The organism is Okeania sp. KiyG1, from assembly GCF_014132355.1.
Lineage (GTDB): Bacteria > Cyanobacteriota > Cyanobacteriia > Cyanobacteriales > Microcoleaceae > Okeania.
The window spans coordinates 73,797-90,401 of sequence record NZ_BLZO01000086.1 but is presented as its reverse complement, the minus strand read 5'-3'; the positions used below and the strand labels follow the sequence as shown (position 1 = coordinate 90,401).

19 protein-coding genes and 1 pseudogene are annotated in these 16,605 nt (G+C 36.7%); 12 read left to right on the top strand and 8 right to left on the bottom strand.

The window, feature by feature from the left end; all coding sequences use genetic code 11:
- Together SAGCYANO_RS19405 and SAGCYANO_RS19400 are read right to left on the bottom strand one after the other, a co-directional pair.
- A pseudogene (locus SAGCYANO_RS19405) lies at window positions 1-272 on the bottom strand (CPBP family intramembrane glutamate endopeptidase); the annotation flags it as partial.
- Window positions 273-645: 373 nt separating this feature from the next.
- Window positions 646-933 (bottom strand): hypothetical protein, encoded by a 288-nt coding sequence (locus tag SAGCYANO_RS19400; protein ID WP_202221565.1) that lies wholly within the window; start codon window positions 931-933, stop codon window positions 646-648.
- Between the two features lie 337 nt (window positions 934-1,270).
- Between SAGCYANO_RS19400 and SAGCYANO_RS19395 the strand changes: the two genes are divergently transcribed.
- Window positions 1,271-2,629 carry a histidine phosphatase family protein gene (locus SAGCYANO_RS19395; protein WP_202221564.1) on the top strand — a complete coding sequence of 453 codons (1,359 nt, stop codon included), beginning with the start codon at window positions 1,271-1,273 and terminating at the stop codon, window positions 2,627-2,629.
- A gap of 222 nt (window positions 2,630-2,851) precedes the next feature.
- On the opposite strand, the gene SAGCYANO_RS19390 is transcribed toward SAGCYANO_RS19395, so the two are convergent.
- Window positions 2,852-3,241, bottom strand: a complete 390-nt coding sequence (locus tag SAGCYANO_RS19390; RefSeq protein ID WP_202221563.1) for a hypothetical protein — start codon at window positions 3,239-3,241, stop codon at window positions 2,852-2,854.
- 143 nt (window positions 3,242-3,384) lie between these two features.
- Between SAGCYANO_RS19390 and SAGCYANO_RS19385 the strand changes: the two genes are divergently transcribed.
- The 9 genes from SAGCYANO_RS19385 (at window position 3,385) to SAGCYANO_RS19340 (ending at window position 8,316) form a co-directional block, all read left to right on the top strand.
- A complete protein-coding gene (locus tag SAGCYANO_RS19385) occupies window positions 3,385-3,582 on the top strand; it encodes a hypothetical protein (RefSeq protein WP_202221562.1) in 198 nt (65 codons plus the stop codon).
- A gap of 155 nt (window positions 3,583-3,737) precedes the next feature.
- Window positions 3,738-3,962 carry a hypothetical protein gene (locus tag SAGCYANO_RS19380; RefSeq protein ID WP_202221561.1) on the top strand — a complete coding sequence of 75 codons (225 nt, stop codon included), beginning with the start codon at window positions 3,738-3,740 and terminating at the stop codon, window positions 3,960-3,962.
- 88 nt (window positions 3,963-4,050) lie between these two features.
- A complete protein-coding gene (locus SAGCYANO_RS19375; RefSeq protein WP_202221560.1) occupies window positions 4,051-4,230 on the top strand; it encodes a hypothetical protein in 180 nt (59 codons plus the stop codon).
- 68 nt (window positions 4,231-4,298) lie between these two features.
- Window positions 4,299-4,676, top strand: coding sequence for a hypothetical protein (locus tag SAGCYANO_RS19370; protein ID WP_237396364.1), 378 nt, complete (start codon window positions 4,299-4,301; stop codon window positions 4,674-4,676).
- Window positions 4,677-4,844: 168 nt separating this feature from the next.
- The gene (locus SAGCYANO_RS50490; protein WP_202221558.1) at window positions 4,845-5,042 is read left to right on the top strand and encodes an IS200/IS605 family accessory protein TnpB-related protein; all 198 of its coding nucleotides are present in this window, start codon (window positions 4,845-4,847) and stop codon (window positions 5,040-5,042) included.
- On the top strand, window positions 5,014-5,175 hold the full coding sequence (locus SAGCYANO_RS19355; protein ID WP_202221557.1) for a hypothetical protein: 162 nt from the start codon (window positions 5,014-5,016) through the stop codon (window positions 5,173-5,175). Before SAGCYANO_RS50490 ends, SAGCYANO_RS19355 begins: the two co-directional genes overlap by 29 nt.
- Before the next feature lie 375 nt (window positions 5,176-5,550).
- Complete coding sequence (locus SAGCYANO_RS19350; protein ID WP_202221556.1) at window positions 5,551-6,846, top strand: dihydroorotase; 1,296 nt, start codon at window positions 5,551-5,553, stop codon at window positions 6,844-6,846.
- A gap of 542 nt (window positions 6,847-7,388) precedes the next feature.
- On the top strand, window positions 7,389-7,667 hold the full coding sequence (locus tag SAGCYANO_RS19345; RefSeq protein WP_237396363.1) for a hypothetical protein: 279 nt from the start codon (window positions 7,389-7,391) through the stop codon (window positions 7,665-7,667).
- 67 nt (window positions 7,668-7,734) lie between these two features.
- Entirely contained in the window at window positions 7,735-8,316 is a 582-nt protein-coding gene (locus SAGCYANO_RS19340; RefSeq protein WP_237396361.1) for a DNA-binding protein, read from the top strand.
- 135 nt (window positions 8,317-8,451) lie between these two features.
- Here SAGCYANO_RS19340 and lepB read toward each other — a convergent pair whose 3' ends face one another.
- Complete coding sequence (gene lepB / locus SAGCYANO_RS19335) at window positions 8,452-9,102, bottom strand: signal peptidase I (RefSeq protein ID WP_202221554.1); 651 nt, start codon at window positions 9,100-9,102, stop codon at window positions 8,452-8,454.
- 370 nt (window positions 9,103-9,472) lie between these two features.
- On the opposite strand from lepB, the gene SAGCYANO_RS19330 reads away from it, so the two are divergent.
- Window positions 9,473-10,804 (top strand): dihydroorotase, encoded by a 1,332-nt coding sequence (locus SAGCYANO_RS19330; protein ID WP_202221553.1) that lies wholly within the window; start codon window positions 9,473-9,475, stop codon window positions 10,802-10,804.
- A gap of 67 nt (window positions 10,805-10,871) precedes the next feature.
- Here SAGCYANO_RS19330 and SAGCYANO_RS19325 read toward each other — a convergent pair whose 3' ends face one another.
- Complete coding sequence (locus tag SAGCYANO_RS19325) at window positions 10,872-12,293, bottom strand: RNA-guided endonuclease TnpB family protein (protein ID WP_202221552.1); 1,422 nt, start codon at window positions 12,291-12,293, stop codon at window positions 10,872-10,874.
- 49 nt (window positions 12,294-12,342) lie between these two features.
- Window positions 12,343-13,239, bottom strand: coding sequence for a GIY-YIG nuclease family protein (locus SAGCYANO_RS19320; protein ID WP_202221551.1), 897 nt, complete (start codon window positions 13,237-13,239; stop codon window positions 12,343-12,345).
- Between the two features lie 119 nt (window positions 13,240-13,358).
- Here SAGCYANO_RS19320 and SAGCYANO_RS19315 point away from each other — a divergent pair, with 119 nt between their 5' ends.
- On the top strand, window positions 13,359-13,826 hold the full coding sequence (locus SAGCYANO_RS19315) for a nucleoside 2-deoxyribosyltransferase (protein ID WP_202221550.1): 468 nt from the start codon (window positions 13,359-13,361) through the stop codon (window positions 13,824-13,826).
- Between the two features lie 78 nt (window positions 13,827-13,904).
- Here SAGCYANO_RS19315 and tsaE read toward each other — a convergent pair whose 3' ends face one another.
- Complete coding sequence (gene tsaE, locus SAGCYANO_RS19310; protein WP_202221549.1) at window positions 13,905-14,393, bottom strand: tRNA (adenosine(37)-N6)-threonylcarbamoyltransferase complex ATPase subunit type 1 TsaE; 489 nt, start codon at window positions 14,391-14,393, stop codon at window positions 13,905-13,907.
- Window positions 14,394-15,209: 816 nt separating this feature from the next.
- On the bottom strand, window positions 15,210-16,598 hold the full coding sequence (yvcK, locus tag SAGCYANO_RS19305) for a gluconeogenesis factor YvcK family protein (protein ID WP_202221568.1): 1,389 nt from the start codon (window positions 16,596-16,598) through the stop codon (window positions 15,210-15,212).
- Window positions 16,599-16,605 lie beyond the last annotated feature (7 nt).

Below are 16,605 nucleotides of genomic sequence, written 5' to 3'. Positions count from 1 at the left end.
CGCACTCCCATCAATGCAGGTTGCCAATTTGTAAAACCTTTAAAAATATCTAATCCCAAAGGAATCAGAATTTGTCCGACCAAGAAAAATCCAACTACAAATACTTGTAAAATTGTTTCACCATCCCAAGTTACTTCCCAAGGTAAATTGGCATTTTTTAATAATAAAGATTCTTGACCAGAGATTAACCATTGCACTCCTAAAAATATTAGTAACCCTATTCCGAATACTAATCCCATTCCCGGCAAACCAGCAACAATTGCTAACTTCAATACAGCCTGTTGAGCTATTTCTTGTTCCTGAGTTTCTAGTAGAACTAAAACCTCTTGTCTTTCCTGTAATTTATATAATTGTTTTAAGGCGCGATAACGAAACCATCCATCTAAATTTTTCTGAATTAAAGCTTCTGCATCAGGTAAAATTTTCGCTGGTTTATTCCAAATTTCACTTAAAACTTTTGCCGTTTCTCCTAAAGACAGATTTTCTATTTCTGACTCAGTTAAATTTTCCCAACTTTGCCTAGCATCATCTATTTGATTTTTTGTGCCTGTAAAATTCCGATATTAATATCAAATTCATTAATCAGACTTTTTAACTGACTTATATTCCTGTCTAACTGTTGTACCTCTCCTAAATTTTCCACCTCTAAAGTTTGTTTTTCCAGTTGCTGTTGAGCAGACTGACGAGCATTTTGTATTGTATTAATCCAGCTTCATAAGAATCATTACCAATCAAAACTTCACTAGCTACAGAAAAATTCTTACTATCCAAATCTTCAGGTTCCCATTCCGCAGCGTGCAACAATAAATTAGTCTGATATAACTCCAGACGACTTTGAATTTGTGGCTGAGTTACACTACTAAATAAAGAAAAACCAATAAAAGAAATGGCTACAATAGTCAGAATACTTAAAATTAATCTTTTAATCGTCATTAATATCTCCTATTTAAGAAGGAAGAAGGAAGAAGGAAGAAGGAAGAAGGGAAAATTGCTTATGGATAGTCTTTGACAAACCACTTCGTGTCTACAAACCCCAAACAATTTTAAGCATCCCTCTTGACAGTGGGGTATTAAATCCGTCATAGATAAAGATAATATCCCTCTAAAATTACCAATTTTTACGGCTGAAATAAGATTCCTATACAAAAAAATTGACTAATCAAATAGAATTCTAGACCAACTAGATATTTTCAACAGAAGTTAAGTAGCAAAAACAATGTAAAATCTCTCTGTTGCCAAGTTTCCAGCAAATCTATAATCTAAATTATCCATGAGTACCCGTGTTATCCTTGTGCGCCATGGCCAAAGCACCTACAATATTGAACGTCGAATTCAAGGCCGTCTTGATGTCTCAATTCTTACAGACATAGGCATAAATACTGCCCGTCAGGTAGGTGAAGCTCTCAAAGGTCTAAAATTTGATGCTATTTACACCAGTCCTCTCCAAAGGGCCAAACAAACAGCAGAAATTATCCACTCCTGTTTAAATTCTCCCCCCCCGTTACAAACTAAAGAAAAATTAAGGGAAGTAGATTTACCTTTATGGGAAGGAATGTTGCGCGAAGAAGTCAAGGATAAATTTGGAGAAGATTATCGTATCTGGAGTCAACTTCCCCATGAATTTTATATGGAAGTCTCAACACCGGAGGGGCAAATTAAGCATTTTCCTGTTCTATCTTTGTTTGACCAAGCTAAACAATTTTGGCAAGAAACTTTGAGTCAAAATATTGATAAAACTATTTTGGTTGTGGCTCACAATGGTATTAATCGCTCTCTTATCGCTACAGCTTTAGAAATACAACCATCTTTTTATCAATCTATCCAACAGTCTAATTGTGGTATTAGCATTCTCAACTTTACTCCTCCTTATCCTTCTTTTTCTGAGGAAAATAAATCCGGAGGTTCTGTTCAGTTAGAATCTATGAATCTTACTACTCATATTGGTGAGAAATTCCCTAAACCTAGAGAAAAACATCAAGGACCTCGGTTGTTATTGGTGCGCCACGGTGAGACAAACTGGAACCGAGATGGTAAATTTCAGGGACAAATTGATGTACCACTAAATGATAATGGTCGCCTTCAAGCTGGCCAAGCCGCCGAGTTTCTCAAAGATGTACATCTAGATTTTGCCGTGAGTAGTTCTATGTCACGTCCCAAGGAAACGGCAGAAATTATTTTGCAGCACCATCCAGATGTAGAGTTACAGTTAGATGATGGTTTATGGGAAATTAGTCACGGTCTCTGGGAGGGAAAATTTGAATCGGAAATTGAATCTGGTTTTCCTGGTTTATTGAAGCAGTGGAAAGAATTTCCAGAAACGGTACAAATGCCAGAAGGTGAAAATTTACAGCAGGTTTGGGAACGAGCAATGATTGCTTGGCAAAAAATTATTCGTTCAGTTTCTGGTGTTGGTATTGTTGTTGCCCATGATGCGATAAATAAGGCAATTCTTTGTCAATTATTTGGTCTGGAACCTAAACATTTCTGGAATTTTAAGCAGGGAAATGGGGCAGTTAGCGTAATTGATTATCCTAAAGGGCCAGAAGGAAAACCTGTTTTGGAGGCCATGAATATTACTTCTCATTTATCTGGCGGTATTTTGGACAAGACTGCGGCTGGGGCGTTGTAGTGGAGTAAGGGAGTGGGGGAGTGGGGGAGTGGGGGAGTGGGGTCAATTTATTGTCACCCTTAGAAAAATTGTATCCTTTAAAATTTCCTACATCTTGCTAGAATTAGTTAACCAAAAATATAAAGTTGTACATATTCTCTGATAACAAAGAACTAGCCGTGTGGCACTGGAGGGCGATCGCTTTTTTTGATTGGACTATATTTGTCAGATTTTGAACCAAAACTATAGCGCCATACTATTACTCTCTATCTGGAGAATATAAAACCAAGCTTTCTCCATTGGAAGGTAAATTTCCACGCTATGGAAGATTGATGGAAATAATTCAATATTTAACCTGGCACTGGAGGGCGATCGCCTTTTTTGATTGGACTTTCTCAAACTATATTTGTCAGATTTTGAACCAAAACTAGGTAGTCCTACTCGCGTAATGGTATACAGGAAAAAGTAATATCTGGCACGGGAGCAAGATGCTCCCACTGCTGTGCCTCGTAAAAAATAATGACAATCCACGACCAATGAAAATTCACCAACGCCAAAAACTATAGTGCTATAGTATTTTTCTCTATCTGGAGAAAGTAAAAAAGGAGAAGGCAGAAGGCAGAAGGTAATCATATTTTTTCATCGGACTTACCCTGAGACTGTATCTTTGAGATTTTGGGTAAAAACTATAGTGCTATATTATTTCTCTCTATCTGGAGAAGGCAAAAGAAAACTTTGTCTATCACAAGGCAAATTTCCACGAAGGAGGAGAATAGATGAAAATAATTCAATATTTACCTGGCACTGGAGGGCGATCGCCTTTTTTGATTGGACTTTCTCAAACTATATTTCTCAGACGTGGAACTAAAACTATAGCGCCATACTATTACTCTCTATCTGGAAAAGGTAAAAAAAAGCTTTGTCTATCACAAGGCAAATTTCCACGCTATGAAAGATTGATGGAAATAATTTAATATTTATCTGGCACTGGAGGGCGATCGCTTTTTTTCATCGGACTATATTTGTCAGATTTTGAGCCAAAACTATAGCGCTATAGTATTTTTCTCTATCTGGAGAAGGCAAAAGAAAACTTTGTCTATCACAAGGCAAATTTTCACGAAGGAGGAGGATGGATGAAAATAATTTAATATTTTTCCCGCACTGGAAGGCGATCGCCTTTTTTCATCGGACTATAGTCAGATGTGCAGCTAAAACTATAGCGCCATACTATTTCTCTCTATCTGGAGAAGGCAAAAGAAAACTTTGTCTATCACAAGGCAAATTTTCACGAAGGAGGAGGATGGATGGAAATAATTTAATATTTTTCCCGCACTGGAGGGTGATTAACTGTTGAATGAAAATTGTATAAAATAGTTGTAAAATTTACACTCATTGTTGTAATATTAAATAGCTAATAACTTAAGATGAAAAATAGCAGCTGAATGCGACTGGTTGACAGACATATTATTAACCTAACACATACCTATTGGCGGGTGTGTGATGAGTTAGCCTTTAAATCAAAAAACTTGTACAACCTGGCTAATTATTATTGTCGTCAGCATTTTTTCACTTTTCTCAAAAAGTCTGGATTTAACCAAGCTATATCACGCCACCAAAGATAGCGATGCCTATAGAGCATTACCAACTAAGGTATCAAAACAAATAATAAAATGCTTGGTTGCAACTTGGCGTGGTTATTTTCAGGCAATCAAAGAATGGTCGCGCACATCCACAAAAGTTTTTAGGTAAACCCAAAATACCAAAGTATAAGAATAAAACTCAAGGTAGAAATGTAGTTATATATTCAAAAGAATCAGTTTATAAAGCCCCTTTGAAAGATGGTATTTGTCACTTATCAATGAGTGATATCAAAATACCTGTAATTGTTGAAACTGTAGTTGAAGTCAGGATAGTACCTGGGACCGGCTGCTATGTAATTGAAGTTGTGTATGAAAAAACTGAACAACCACGGATACAGTCTACATATATAGCAGGAATAGACTTAGGGATTGACCGTATAGTCGCTCTATCTACAAAGCCAGCCTGGTGTCAAACCACTGCTGATTAATGGGAAGCCACTAAAAAGCGTCAATCAATTATATAACAAGCGTAAAGCTAAGTACCAAAGTCATCTCAAAGGCAACAGAAAAACTAGCCGTAAGATTGAGGCGTTAACCTGTCACCGAAATCGTTTTGTGGAGAATTATTTGCACGGGCACCAGTTTCTTAGTGGCCCTTGTATTTAACCACAAATAATATTGGTACTGTAGTCATTGGAAAAAATGATAATTGGAAACAAGGTGCAAATATCGGCAAAAAAAACAACCAAAATTTTACTCAAATACCTCACGCTAAGTTAATTCAACAGATAACTTATAAGTGTCAACTGGTTGGGGTAAAAGTCATTGAAACAGCAAGATTGTTACACCAGTAAAACATCTGCTATTGACCTAGAAGAACCAATATGCCATGAAAACTATGTAGGCAAGCGGGTCAAACGTGGTTTATTCAGAAGTGCAACTGGTAAGGTGATTAATGCCGATATCAATGGTAGTCTTCAAATATAAGATAAGAAATTCCCAGAGGCATTTACTGCCGAGGGAATAGTGAGCTGTGCCGAGAGCGCCAGTATTGGTTAATCCAATATCAAGATAAAAGCTGTTACGATTTTCTACAGTTTTTTTCGTACGGTAATAATTTTTTTTCATAGGACTATAGTTAGATGTGCAGCTAAAACTATAGTGCTATATTATTTCCCTCTATCTGGAGAAGGCAAAAGAAAACTTTGTCTATCACAAGGCAAATTTCCACGAAGGAGGAGGATGGATGGAAATAATTTAATATTTGCCCGACACTGAAAGGCGATCGTCTTTTTTCATCGGACTTTAAGAGAAATCATTATTCTCAAATCAGAGCAGTTCTACACCTACCACCTTCCTCAGATGAACAGCAAACTTTTCCAACAAATCCGAATATTAGACCCAGTTTCCAATACAGACAGAATTGCTGATGTATTAATCATCGATAGTAAAATCGCAGCAGTCGAGACACAAATTTCTGAATTCCCCACTAAAACAGAAATTCAAAATTCCCACGGACTAATTTTAGGCCCTGGTTTAGTAGACTTATATTCTCATAGTGGCGAACCAGGATTTGAGGAACGAGAAACTATTGAATCTTTAATTCAAGCAGCTACAGCAGGGGGTTTTACTAGATTAGCTATTTTGCCCGATACTTTTCCATCTGTAGATAATCCTGCTGGTTTGGCCAGGTTGCAAAATTTAGCCAAAAATTATGCTCCTACTCCCATCTTTTATTATTGGGGTGCTATTACCCAAGGTTTACAAGGGGAGCAAATGACCGAGTTGGGAGAATTAGCAGCAACAGGAGTTGTCGGATTTGCAGATGGTTTGCCTCTACAAAATCTTGGTTTGTTACGACGAATCTTGGAATATCTCAAACCTCTGAATAAACCTCTAGCTTTATGTTGCAATAATTCTAGGTTGGCAGGTAAAGGGGTGATGCGAGAGGGGTATGATTCTATTCGCTTGGGTTTGCCTGGAGTTCCGACTATGGCTGAAACTTCCGCTTTAGCTGCTGTGTTGGAATTGGTAGATGCTATTGGAACTCCTGTCCATATTATGCGGGTTTCCACTGCTCGGAGTGTCGAATTGATTAGAGTAGCTAAAAGTCGGGGTTTACCTATTACTGCTAGTACAACTTGGATGCACCTATTATTAGATACTCAAGCTATTGACGGAAAGTATACTTTAAATTCTCCCTTCCTTCCCTACGACCCAAATTTACGTTTAGACCCTCCTTTAGGAAATATTAGCGATCGCTTGGCTTTGATTGAGGGTATTAAGGATGGAGTTTTGGATGTTGTAGCTATTGACCATACTCCCTACTGTTATGAAGAAAAAACTGTAGCTTTTTATGAAGCACCCCCAGGAGCCATAGGACTAGAAATAGCATTACCTTTACTATGGCAAAATTTGGTAGAAACACAAGAATTATCAGCAATGGATTTATGGAGAGTTTTGAGTACCAACCCGGCAAAATGTTTAGGAGTAAATTTAGGAGCTATTGTTCCTAACAAAGCAGCAGATCTGACTCTATTTGCCCCTCAAAAAACTTGGCAAGTAGATAGACAAACCTTAAAATCTCGTTCCGCCAATACCCCCTGGTTAGAAAAACAAATTGTAGGCCGTGTCTTAAGTTTGACTTTTGCCAATTGAAAAGAAAAGGTAATTATTAATTATTAATTAGGGTTTGCTGAAAAAGTCTTATGGGTGAGGGCAGGAGACAGGAAACAGGAGACAGGAGAAATGGGAATAAGCGAGGAAGTAGGAGCTAAGTTTTGTCCCTTGATTTTTCTGCCCAACTATGCGCCTAAAATACTAACTTTTTGAGCGTGAAGAGCTGAAAACCAGATACTTTTTTCGACCCAAAAAAGGCTAAAACCTTTATCTGTAAATACTTTTATATTTAATCAGCAAGCCCTAATTATTAATTGTTCCCTACTCCTTGGTTAGATAAACAAATTGTAGGTCGTGTCTTAACTTTGACTTTTACCGAATAATTAAGATTTAAAGCCTTTCCTTTAAAAGATAAAAAATCCTTTTAGCCAATTCTCTTCTCCTTGAAAAGAAGAGGTAATTGTTAATTATTAATTATTCCCTACTCCCTGGTGAGGAAAACAAATTCAAGGTCGTGTCCTGGAGTCAAAATTTTAAAGGAGGCGTTGCTGAAATGTAATGGTAAGTAGCTGAAGGTAAAATTGAAAAACTTATGTTTTGCGTTGATAGTTAATCTAAAAATCATTACCATTCAGCAACACCTTTTTATATCATGTCCGGTAGCATCGGTCTTGTATAGCAAAGGTAAGGAAGAAGGAAGAAGGAAGAGGGAAGAAGGAAGAGGGAAGAAGGAAGAGGGAAGAGGTCCGAAGGCTACCCTCGCAAGAAAAAAACCATTATTTCCTGTAGATATTCACCCTTGGGTTTACACAAACGATATAAACGGACATTATATTATGAAGCTCTCCGAATTTAGTTGAGATTTTAGGTAATTGTAAAATCTCCTACTCAGATTACTATCATAAGTCAATACTGGAAAATCAAATATTGCCAAATTCAATCCTTTGTTGTTTGATGGTAAGTGCTTATCTCGCTTATACTCTATATGTTCCGAAACAGTTTATGAAAGATACAAATACTGAACCAGATAAAGTTGGTACAACAGAAGCAGCTTTTCTTTTAAATATTTCTACTGCTAGACTCAGGTTACTTCTTAGGCAAGGTCGTCTCAAAGGAGCCAAAAAAGTCAAACGGTTTTGGGTAATTCCTTTAAATCGTCGAGGAATGCCAGAAATTACCCCTGGTCGTCGAGGCCCTCAAGGAACTTGGAATAAAGGATTCCGTACAGGCAATACTTTTATCCATGTGCTACGAAGAGAAATTGACTATAACCGAGACCACGGCACCTCTCTTCCAGCAATTTCTGTCAAACAAGGAGGCAAAAACCATTACTGCCACGAAGTAGAAATTCTGGGAAATTGCAAAATCGTCTATCGACCTCATAAACCTAACAAGAGTCAAGCAGGTGGAGCTCGTCTGTGGATTGAGACAGAGCCTGAAGTTGAAATTATTCGTAAATATTTCCGAGATACAGAACTAGACGAAAATCAACCTCAAGGTTCTAGTTAAGTTAAAGTCTGATTTTTGCTAACTATATATATATATTAATCAACAGTGGTGTCGCCTTATTTAACTTTTAGGCTGGCATTATATCACTGTGGAAATAATTCTGAATATTTGTGGTAGTGCTAACCTTTAGCAATTTCATTTGTATAGTGGCAACTCATCTATATTACCAATGGTATCCAGTGGCCAAAAGCGAAATATAGCTCGACCAATAATATTTTCATAAGGTACAAAACCCCAACACCGACCATCATAACTATGATTACGATTATCTCCCATGACTAAATAAGAATCTGGAGGCACTGTCACAGGTTCAGAAAGAAATCTTTTATCAGGGGGACAAACATCTATTCTAGTTTGTTGATGATTTACTTTTCTTGCCTCAAGTTCGGCAGGATTCAAATCTGAAGCAACGTAAGTTTCTTCTACCACCTGGTTATTTACATATACTTTTCCATCCTTCAATTCTACTCGATCTCCAGGTAATCCAACTATTCGTTTAATAAAAGCATCTTTATACTGAGTTTTAAGTTCTTTTGTTGGGTTAAAAACTACAATATCTCCTCTCTGTGGGTCTTTAAATTGATAACCCAATTTATCTATAATCAAGCGATCGTTAATTTGTAATGTTGGTAGCATTGAACCAGAAGGAATATAACGTGCTTCAGCAACAAATTGACGAATTCCAATAGCCAAAATTACACTAAGTCCTATGGTTTTGATTGATTCAATCCATGGATTTTCTTCATTTTGCTCTTCTTTTTTTACTTTTTTTTCTTCTTTATTCATAGTCTATAAAATAATTAATCCAATAATTAATTGAAAAATACTTGATTTTGATTGTCGATTTAGAATTTGAGTTTCCCAGTTAATTTTTTGATTATCTAAAATATATAGCAATCCTATTTTCAGTTGTAATATTTTGCTGGTCGTTTAGAACTCATATAGGGGAGCCGTCGGATTAGCGACTTAAATAATTTTAAAGGTTTGCAGTTAAAATTAACTGTTATAAGAATTTTCACAACCAATACGCAGATTGTTATATAAAATTAGCAGGTGTCTCAACAGTCTAAATTAACAATTAATTAGTAAATGTCCTAGTTTTTAAATTGCTCATCATAATATTATATAACAATCTTATTAAAACTAATTTTTCATCATGTCCCCTACTTCTTCTTTAATAATCCGTCGTGCTCGTATTCTTCTACCTGATGGAGAATTTATCGTCGGTGATGTGCAAATTCAAGGTCAAGAAATTATTCAGGTTGCTCCAGAAATTTCATCTTCTGAAGCTCCAGAAAAAATCATAGATGCTGAAGGTTTAACCCTATTACCTGGAGTCATCGACCCCCAGGTACATTTTCGGGAACCTGGATTGGAACATAAGGAGGATTTATTTACTGCTAGTCGAGCTTGTGTGAAAGGTGGTGTTACTTCTTTTCTGGAAATGCCTAATACTAAACCTTTGACTACGACTCAAACCGCATTGGATGATAAGTTACAACGGGCAGCTCAAAAATGTTTGGTTAATTTCGGTTTTTTTATTGGAGCAACGGCAGAAAATTTACCCGATTTATTAACTGCTAATCCTACTCCTGGGATTAAAATTTTTATGGGTTCTATGCACGGACCTTTGTTAGTAGATACGGAGGAAAAGTTAGAGCCAATTTTTGCTAGGGGAAAAAGGTTAATAGCTGTTCATGCAGAAAATCAAGCTCGAATTGATGAAAGAAAAAAAGAATTTGCTGGAATTTCTGACCCTGCTATTCATTCACAAATTCAGGATAATGAGACTGCTTTATTGGCAGCTAAGATGGCTTTGAAGTTGTCGAAAAAGTATGAGCGGAGGTTACATATTTTGCATACTTCCACTGGAGATGAAGCTGAATTATTGCGTCAGGATAAACCTAGTTGGGTAACTGCTGAAGTTACGCCTCAACATTTATTATTAAATACAAGTGCTTATGAAAAAATTGGTACTTTAGCTCAGATGAATCCTCCTTTAAAATCTGCTTGGGATAATGAAGTTTTATGGCAAGCTTTGTTGGATGGAGTAATTGATTTTATTGCCACAGATCATGCACCTCATACTTTAGAAGAAAAAGCAAAAGGTTATCCGAATACTCCTTCGGGAATGCCTGGAGTAGAAACTTCTTTACCCTTAATGTTGACTCAAGCTATCCAGGGAAGATGTTCTGTTGCTCAAGTTTCTAATTGGATGTCTACTGCTGTGGCAAAAGGTTATGGTATTCCGAAAAAAGGAGCGATCGCTCCTGGTTTTGATGCGGATTTAGTATTAGTTGATTTGGATAATTATCGCCCTGTTTTAAGAGAGGAATTAATGACAAAATGTGGGTGGAGTCCATTTGAAGGATGGAGTTTAACTGGTTGGCCTGTTGTTACTATTGTTGGGGGAGAAGTTGTGTTTAATCGTGGTGAATTTAACTCTGATTTTCGGGGTAGAGCTTTAAGTTTTTCAGATGTTTCCTGAGCAATTATGGAAGAAGGAAGAATAAAGAAGGAAAATCTTACGTTATTGACATACTCCCGACGCTCCCCTACGGGAGAGCGTGGGATTCTTCAGTCAGGAAAGCCCTGACCGCAGTTTTAACAGAAGTGATGTCCTCCTCCTGTGTTGATAACAATCCAATTTTCTGTATGAGGAGTGCCGAGTTATAGTCCCTATCTAGTTCTTGTCCACAATTACTGCAAGAATGCCAGCGCTCTGATAAGCTTTTAGCAACTTTACTCAAACATTCCCAACAATGCTGAGATGTTCCTTTTGGGTCTACTTTGATAATTTTTTTGCCAAGTTTCCAGGCAACATATTCTAAGACTTGAACAAACTGGCCAAAGGCTGCATCTTGCAAAGACTTATTCAATCCTGATTTTGCTGATTGACCGTTAGGCAAGAACTGACCATTGCTTCCCAATTTAGCTTTGCAACGTCGGAGTAAGTTTGCTAGAAGTAGGTTTTCGAGGAATATTACCTGACAATCACTAAACAAATGATAAGCTAATTTGAATTGCCAGTCTAGTCGCTGTCTAGCTATTAGTTGATGGAGTTTTGCTATTTTACCTTTGAGAATTTTCCAAGGTTTTGAGTGCTTGGATTTTTTGGCCAATCTCACCTGAAGTTTAGATAATCTATGTTCCGAGAATCTGAAAAACTTAGGAACTTCTAGAAACTCCCCATCGGATGTAACAGCATAGTGCAACAATCCTAAATCTATACCCTTTGAGTTTTGTTCGGTGGGTTGAATTTCTACAACCTCATAAGGCACAGTCTTATCTTCTATCGTGAAACTGATATACCATCCATCAACTTCACGAATTACTGTACCTGTCTTAACCTTGAATCCTAGTGGTATTGGGCGATTGTAAACCAAAGGGACTAAACCAATTTTGGGTAGATTTATACAACAACGACCGTTAGCATTTTTGACAATATTGGTATTTGACAACTGAGGATAACTGAACGAGTTATAATAATGTTTTCCCTTGAATTTCGGTCTGCCACTGGTTTGGCCGTTTTTATCGGGTACGGTATAGTTATCCATTGTTGTTTGTACACGCTGAATAACATCTTGCAAAACTTGGGAGTGGATAGACTTATACTCAGGGAATAGTTTTTTAGTCTGTGCTAAATCTGCCAGTTGAACAGTTTCCCACAAAACATAACCATTGACTATGTTCGGATGTGTATCTCCTTTCTTGCTTATCGGATCACCATTACTGTCTTTTTTTCTACCATCTCGTGTTTGTACTCTAAACTCTGATATGTTTTGATAAATCCCTTCTACAGGCACTACTGAAACATTAAGTGGACAAGCGTTTACTGGTGTGCGCGTTGCTTCAAACCAATTCAATCTTTGAGCTAAACGGTAGTTATATTGCTTCCGGGCCATCTCTAACCAACTAGATATAATTACTGCTTGACTTTTACAAGGTTTGAGCTTGTACTTGTATTTCAATAGCATAGAGAATCGACCTTTATATCTACAATTAGATATTATATCAACAATATTTTTACCAGACAAGTTTTTCATTTAGCTTGAAATCATCAGGCAATACTTTGAGATTATTGCAAACTTTTAAAAGATAATCTATTCTAATTTTTTCTGCATCCTTTCTAATTTTGTGTGTTTCCGTATAAGCAGGTGGCAAGTCTAAATCCAATGATTCTATTAAAGTACGAATATTTGTCAATTTTTTGACGGTGACTCCAAAATTATTGGAGTTTGTCAGATAAGAATGTGTAGCTTTAAAAATATTCCTTGAAACTGTATGGCTAAATAATTCTACAAATACAAAAATTACCTGTCTTAAGTTAATCAAAAAACATCTTATTTCTGCATCATAAGTGCAAAAACGTTTTTTTGTTCTGTGATTAACTCGATTCCACAATAACTGACCCATATTTTGCTGACATATAACAAAAATTTGAGGTATATTTTCAGTATTATCAATTCCAGCAATAAACCCACGAATCATATCCCAATCTTCTATTGGAACTGTAATACCATTGACCGTTTTGAATTTAACCGATGGAAATAAAGGAGTATTAGCTAATTTTAATAGTCGTTGTAACTCAGAAAGTTTCGGGCTTTTTTTTGGCATATATTCTTTAACTTTAGTATCGTTTTGTAGTGGCTTAATTTCCTGAATATATTTTTTCTCTAAATCATCTAATTCTGATAAAGGTGCTTCAATATAATAGATATACACTTTATCCAATCCTTTTCTAGCAAACTGTTTGTAACGATGATGAGTTTTTCCTGCCCAACGTTTCTTCAAATTTTTAGCTTGACCTACATATAATATTTGATTTTGCTCATCTGCTATGAAATAAATTCCTGGTATATCAGGAAGAAGAGAACGACTTCTTAAAGAACATTTGCCAGAAAATTTTGGTAAGTTATCCATAATTTTATCTGCTCAATTTTTCGACGAAATTTTATCAGTTAAGCTTTCATATTTGGACATTTTACTACTAAAATTAATGTACCAGATTTACATGGAATAAGCTGTAATACAAAAGCAAAATGAAAAAAACAATTTATCTAGCTAATCCTTATGGTTTCTCAAAGCAACAAAAAAAACTGCTACTTCCTCCCATAACCGAAAAATTGAAATCTTTAGGAGCGGAAGTTTGGGAACCATTTGAACGAAACAACCAACAAGACTTCTCAAAGCCAGGATGGGCCTACATTATTGCTCAAGCAGATATGAATGATGTAAGAAACTGCGATGCTATATTTGCTATTGTCAATGGCACACCGCCTGATGAAGGTGTAATGGTTGAATTAGGTGTGGCGATCGCCCTCAATAAAGAAATTTTTCTGTTTCGAGATGATTTTCGTCGCTGCACGGATAGTGAAAATTATCCACTGAATCTTATGATATTTGCAGGTCTACCAGAAAAGGGTTGGGAAAATTATTATTATAAGTCTGTGGAAGAAATTGATTCAAAACACAAAGCTTTATATAAGTGGCTAATGGAAGATTCTTAAATTACTAATGGTAAGACCCGATCTGCAAAATTAAATAAAAGGTAAGCATTCCGTAGGAAATGCTTACAATAAAAGTACCTAAATTTTATCCAAATCCAAATCAAACTTACCAATAGAAATTAATTTAGCCTGCCGCCCGCAGAGAGTTTCGTCAACAGTATTTCCTACATTAGAAAAACTCAAACAAACCCGCAAAAAATTAGGAGGATAATAAACCAATTTTTCACCCCATTCAATGGCGACAATACCCAAAGGTACTTCCAAACCCTCCCAATAAATCTCCAAATTTAAAGCTTCAATCTCTGAATTTTCTAAGCGATATAAATCAAAATGATAAAGAGGTATTCTGCCAGAAAAATACTCATTAATTAAAGTAAAAGTAGGGCTATCAATTGTTTCCTTTACTCCCAAACCAGCACCAATACCTTGAACAAAAGTAGTTTTACCACTACCTAAATTTCCCTCCAAGAAAATTACACTACCAGCAGGCAAAATTCCCCCTAAATTTTTACCAAGATTGTGAGTTGCTACAGTATTTTTTAGTGGCAAAAAAACTTCTTGGTTCATAATAATTAGGGTTTGCTGAATCAGTCTTTTGGTAAGGGGAGGAGTCAGGAGTCAGGAGTCAGGATAAATGGGAATTATAGAGGAGACAGTAGGAATAATCGTTCCTTGATTTTTCTGCCAAACTCTTGACTAAAATCCTAAATTTTTGAACCATTACCACCTAAAACCTCGCACTTTTTGATACTTAAAAAGGCACTTACCTTTATCTATAAATACTTTTAGATTAGATCGGTCACGCCCTAATTATTTATCGCTATTGCTGATTTAAGGTATAATATTATATCCGGATAAGAGCGCGAGTATAAAACTTTCTCCTTCTAACTAAGTAGGCACAAATAAACCTCACTATGTAACAAAATTTAAACCAGTTAAAACCCTTGAGATTGCTTCCTTCCACGGAGTAACCTTCGCAATGACATAGTTATATTTAATTATGCTGGGGTACTTACCCAATAATTAATAATTAATAATTCAATAATTCTGGTTTAAAGCCTCCCCTTTTAAGGGGAAAAAGCGGTCGTTTTGCTGGCGCACAACTCCGTTAACGCGGAGCGACATGTTTGCGGAGCATTCGGTAGGAAAAAGCGTAGCTTCCCCAAGGGTGGGATGTCAAGGTCTTGGAGGCATATCCAATCGACCAAGAAAAGAAATAATATTTCCTTATATTCAATTCCGTAACGGTTAAAACCCGAGGTAATTATCAATTATCCACTATCAATTAATGAATCTTCTTTCTTCCCTCCTGACTCCTGACTCCTGAGTTCTGACTCCTAAGTAATTAAGATTAATATCATACACTAATTTAGCAAACCCTAACTATTTATCAAACTCAATCCGCTCATACCACTCTAATAATACCTGTGCTAACATCATCGAATCGTGACGAACAAAACCAGTTTCTTCATCTTCATACATCACATTAGTCAAAAGAATTTTTCTTCCTAAATTTCTAACAGCTTCACGGTCAAGAAAAACTGGATGAGAATCTTCTTGAGCATAACGAACTAATGCTTGTGCTGAAGGACTTTTTCCCTGAACTAAAACAGTATCAAATAATCGTTTACCAGCAGCAACATCAATAGCACGAATATGGTCAGCCACAGTATATCCAGTAGTTTCTCCAGGCTGAGTCATAATATTACAAACATAAATACTAGGAATATTTCTAGAAGCAATTGCCTCAGCAATTTCAGACACTAATAAATTAGGAATCACGCTAGTATATAAACTACCCGGGCCAATAATAATATAGTCAGCTTCTTCTATTGCCTGTAAAACTTTGGGCAAAGCAAGAGGATGTTCAGGAGTACAGCCAATTTTGACAATTTTTCCCCTGGCCTCAGTAATATTAGACTCCCCCTCAATACGTCGTCCATCAGCCAATTCTGCCCACAAATTAACATCAGTAAGAGTAGCAGGTAAAACCTGACCCCGTATAGCCAAAACTTGAGAGCTAGCAGCTACGGCCTGTTCCAAATCTCCAGTCACCTCACTCATCGCCGTAAGAAAAAGATTGCCAAAACTATGCCCCACCAAACCATCACCAGCACGAAACCGATACTGAAACAATTCAGTTAATAACTTTTCCTCATTCGCCAAAGCTGCTAAACAATTACGAATATCTCCTGGTGGTAGTACCCCTATCTCTCGGCGCAACCTACCAGAAGACCCACCATCATCTGCCACCGTCACAACAGCAGTAATATTAGCACTGTAATCTTTAAGACCTCTTAACAAAGTAGAAAGACCTGTACCCCCGCCAATAGCAACTATCTTTGGACCTCGATTTAACCGTCGATGGGCAAGTAACCGATCCACCAATTTTTCCTCTCCCTCTGGTATTAACACCTGAGTAATGGAATTAATACTACGATTTTGACCCCAGAAGATAAAAAGTAATCCAGCAAAGATAATTATTGGCCCGGAAATATAATTAGGAACTATAGTCGTCACCCACCCCAAAAATTGTTTAAGTAGTCTTAGGGTGTAAAAAATGGGAGTCATTCCCGTCCATATTGATAGACCTAAGCTAGTGAGTAGTACCCCAGCAGCACTCAGGAGTAACCACCGCTTGATAAATAATCCTGGAGCTAGCCACTTAAACCATTGACCAATTATCTGAGAGTTAGTCTGACGACGTTTTGCAACAAAAAAATTACTTTTGAGAAAGATACGCAGAGTTTTCTTTACTAAACCAGTTGACATAGCAATA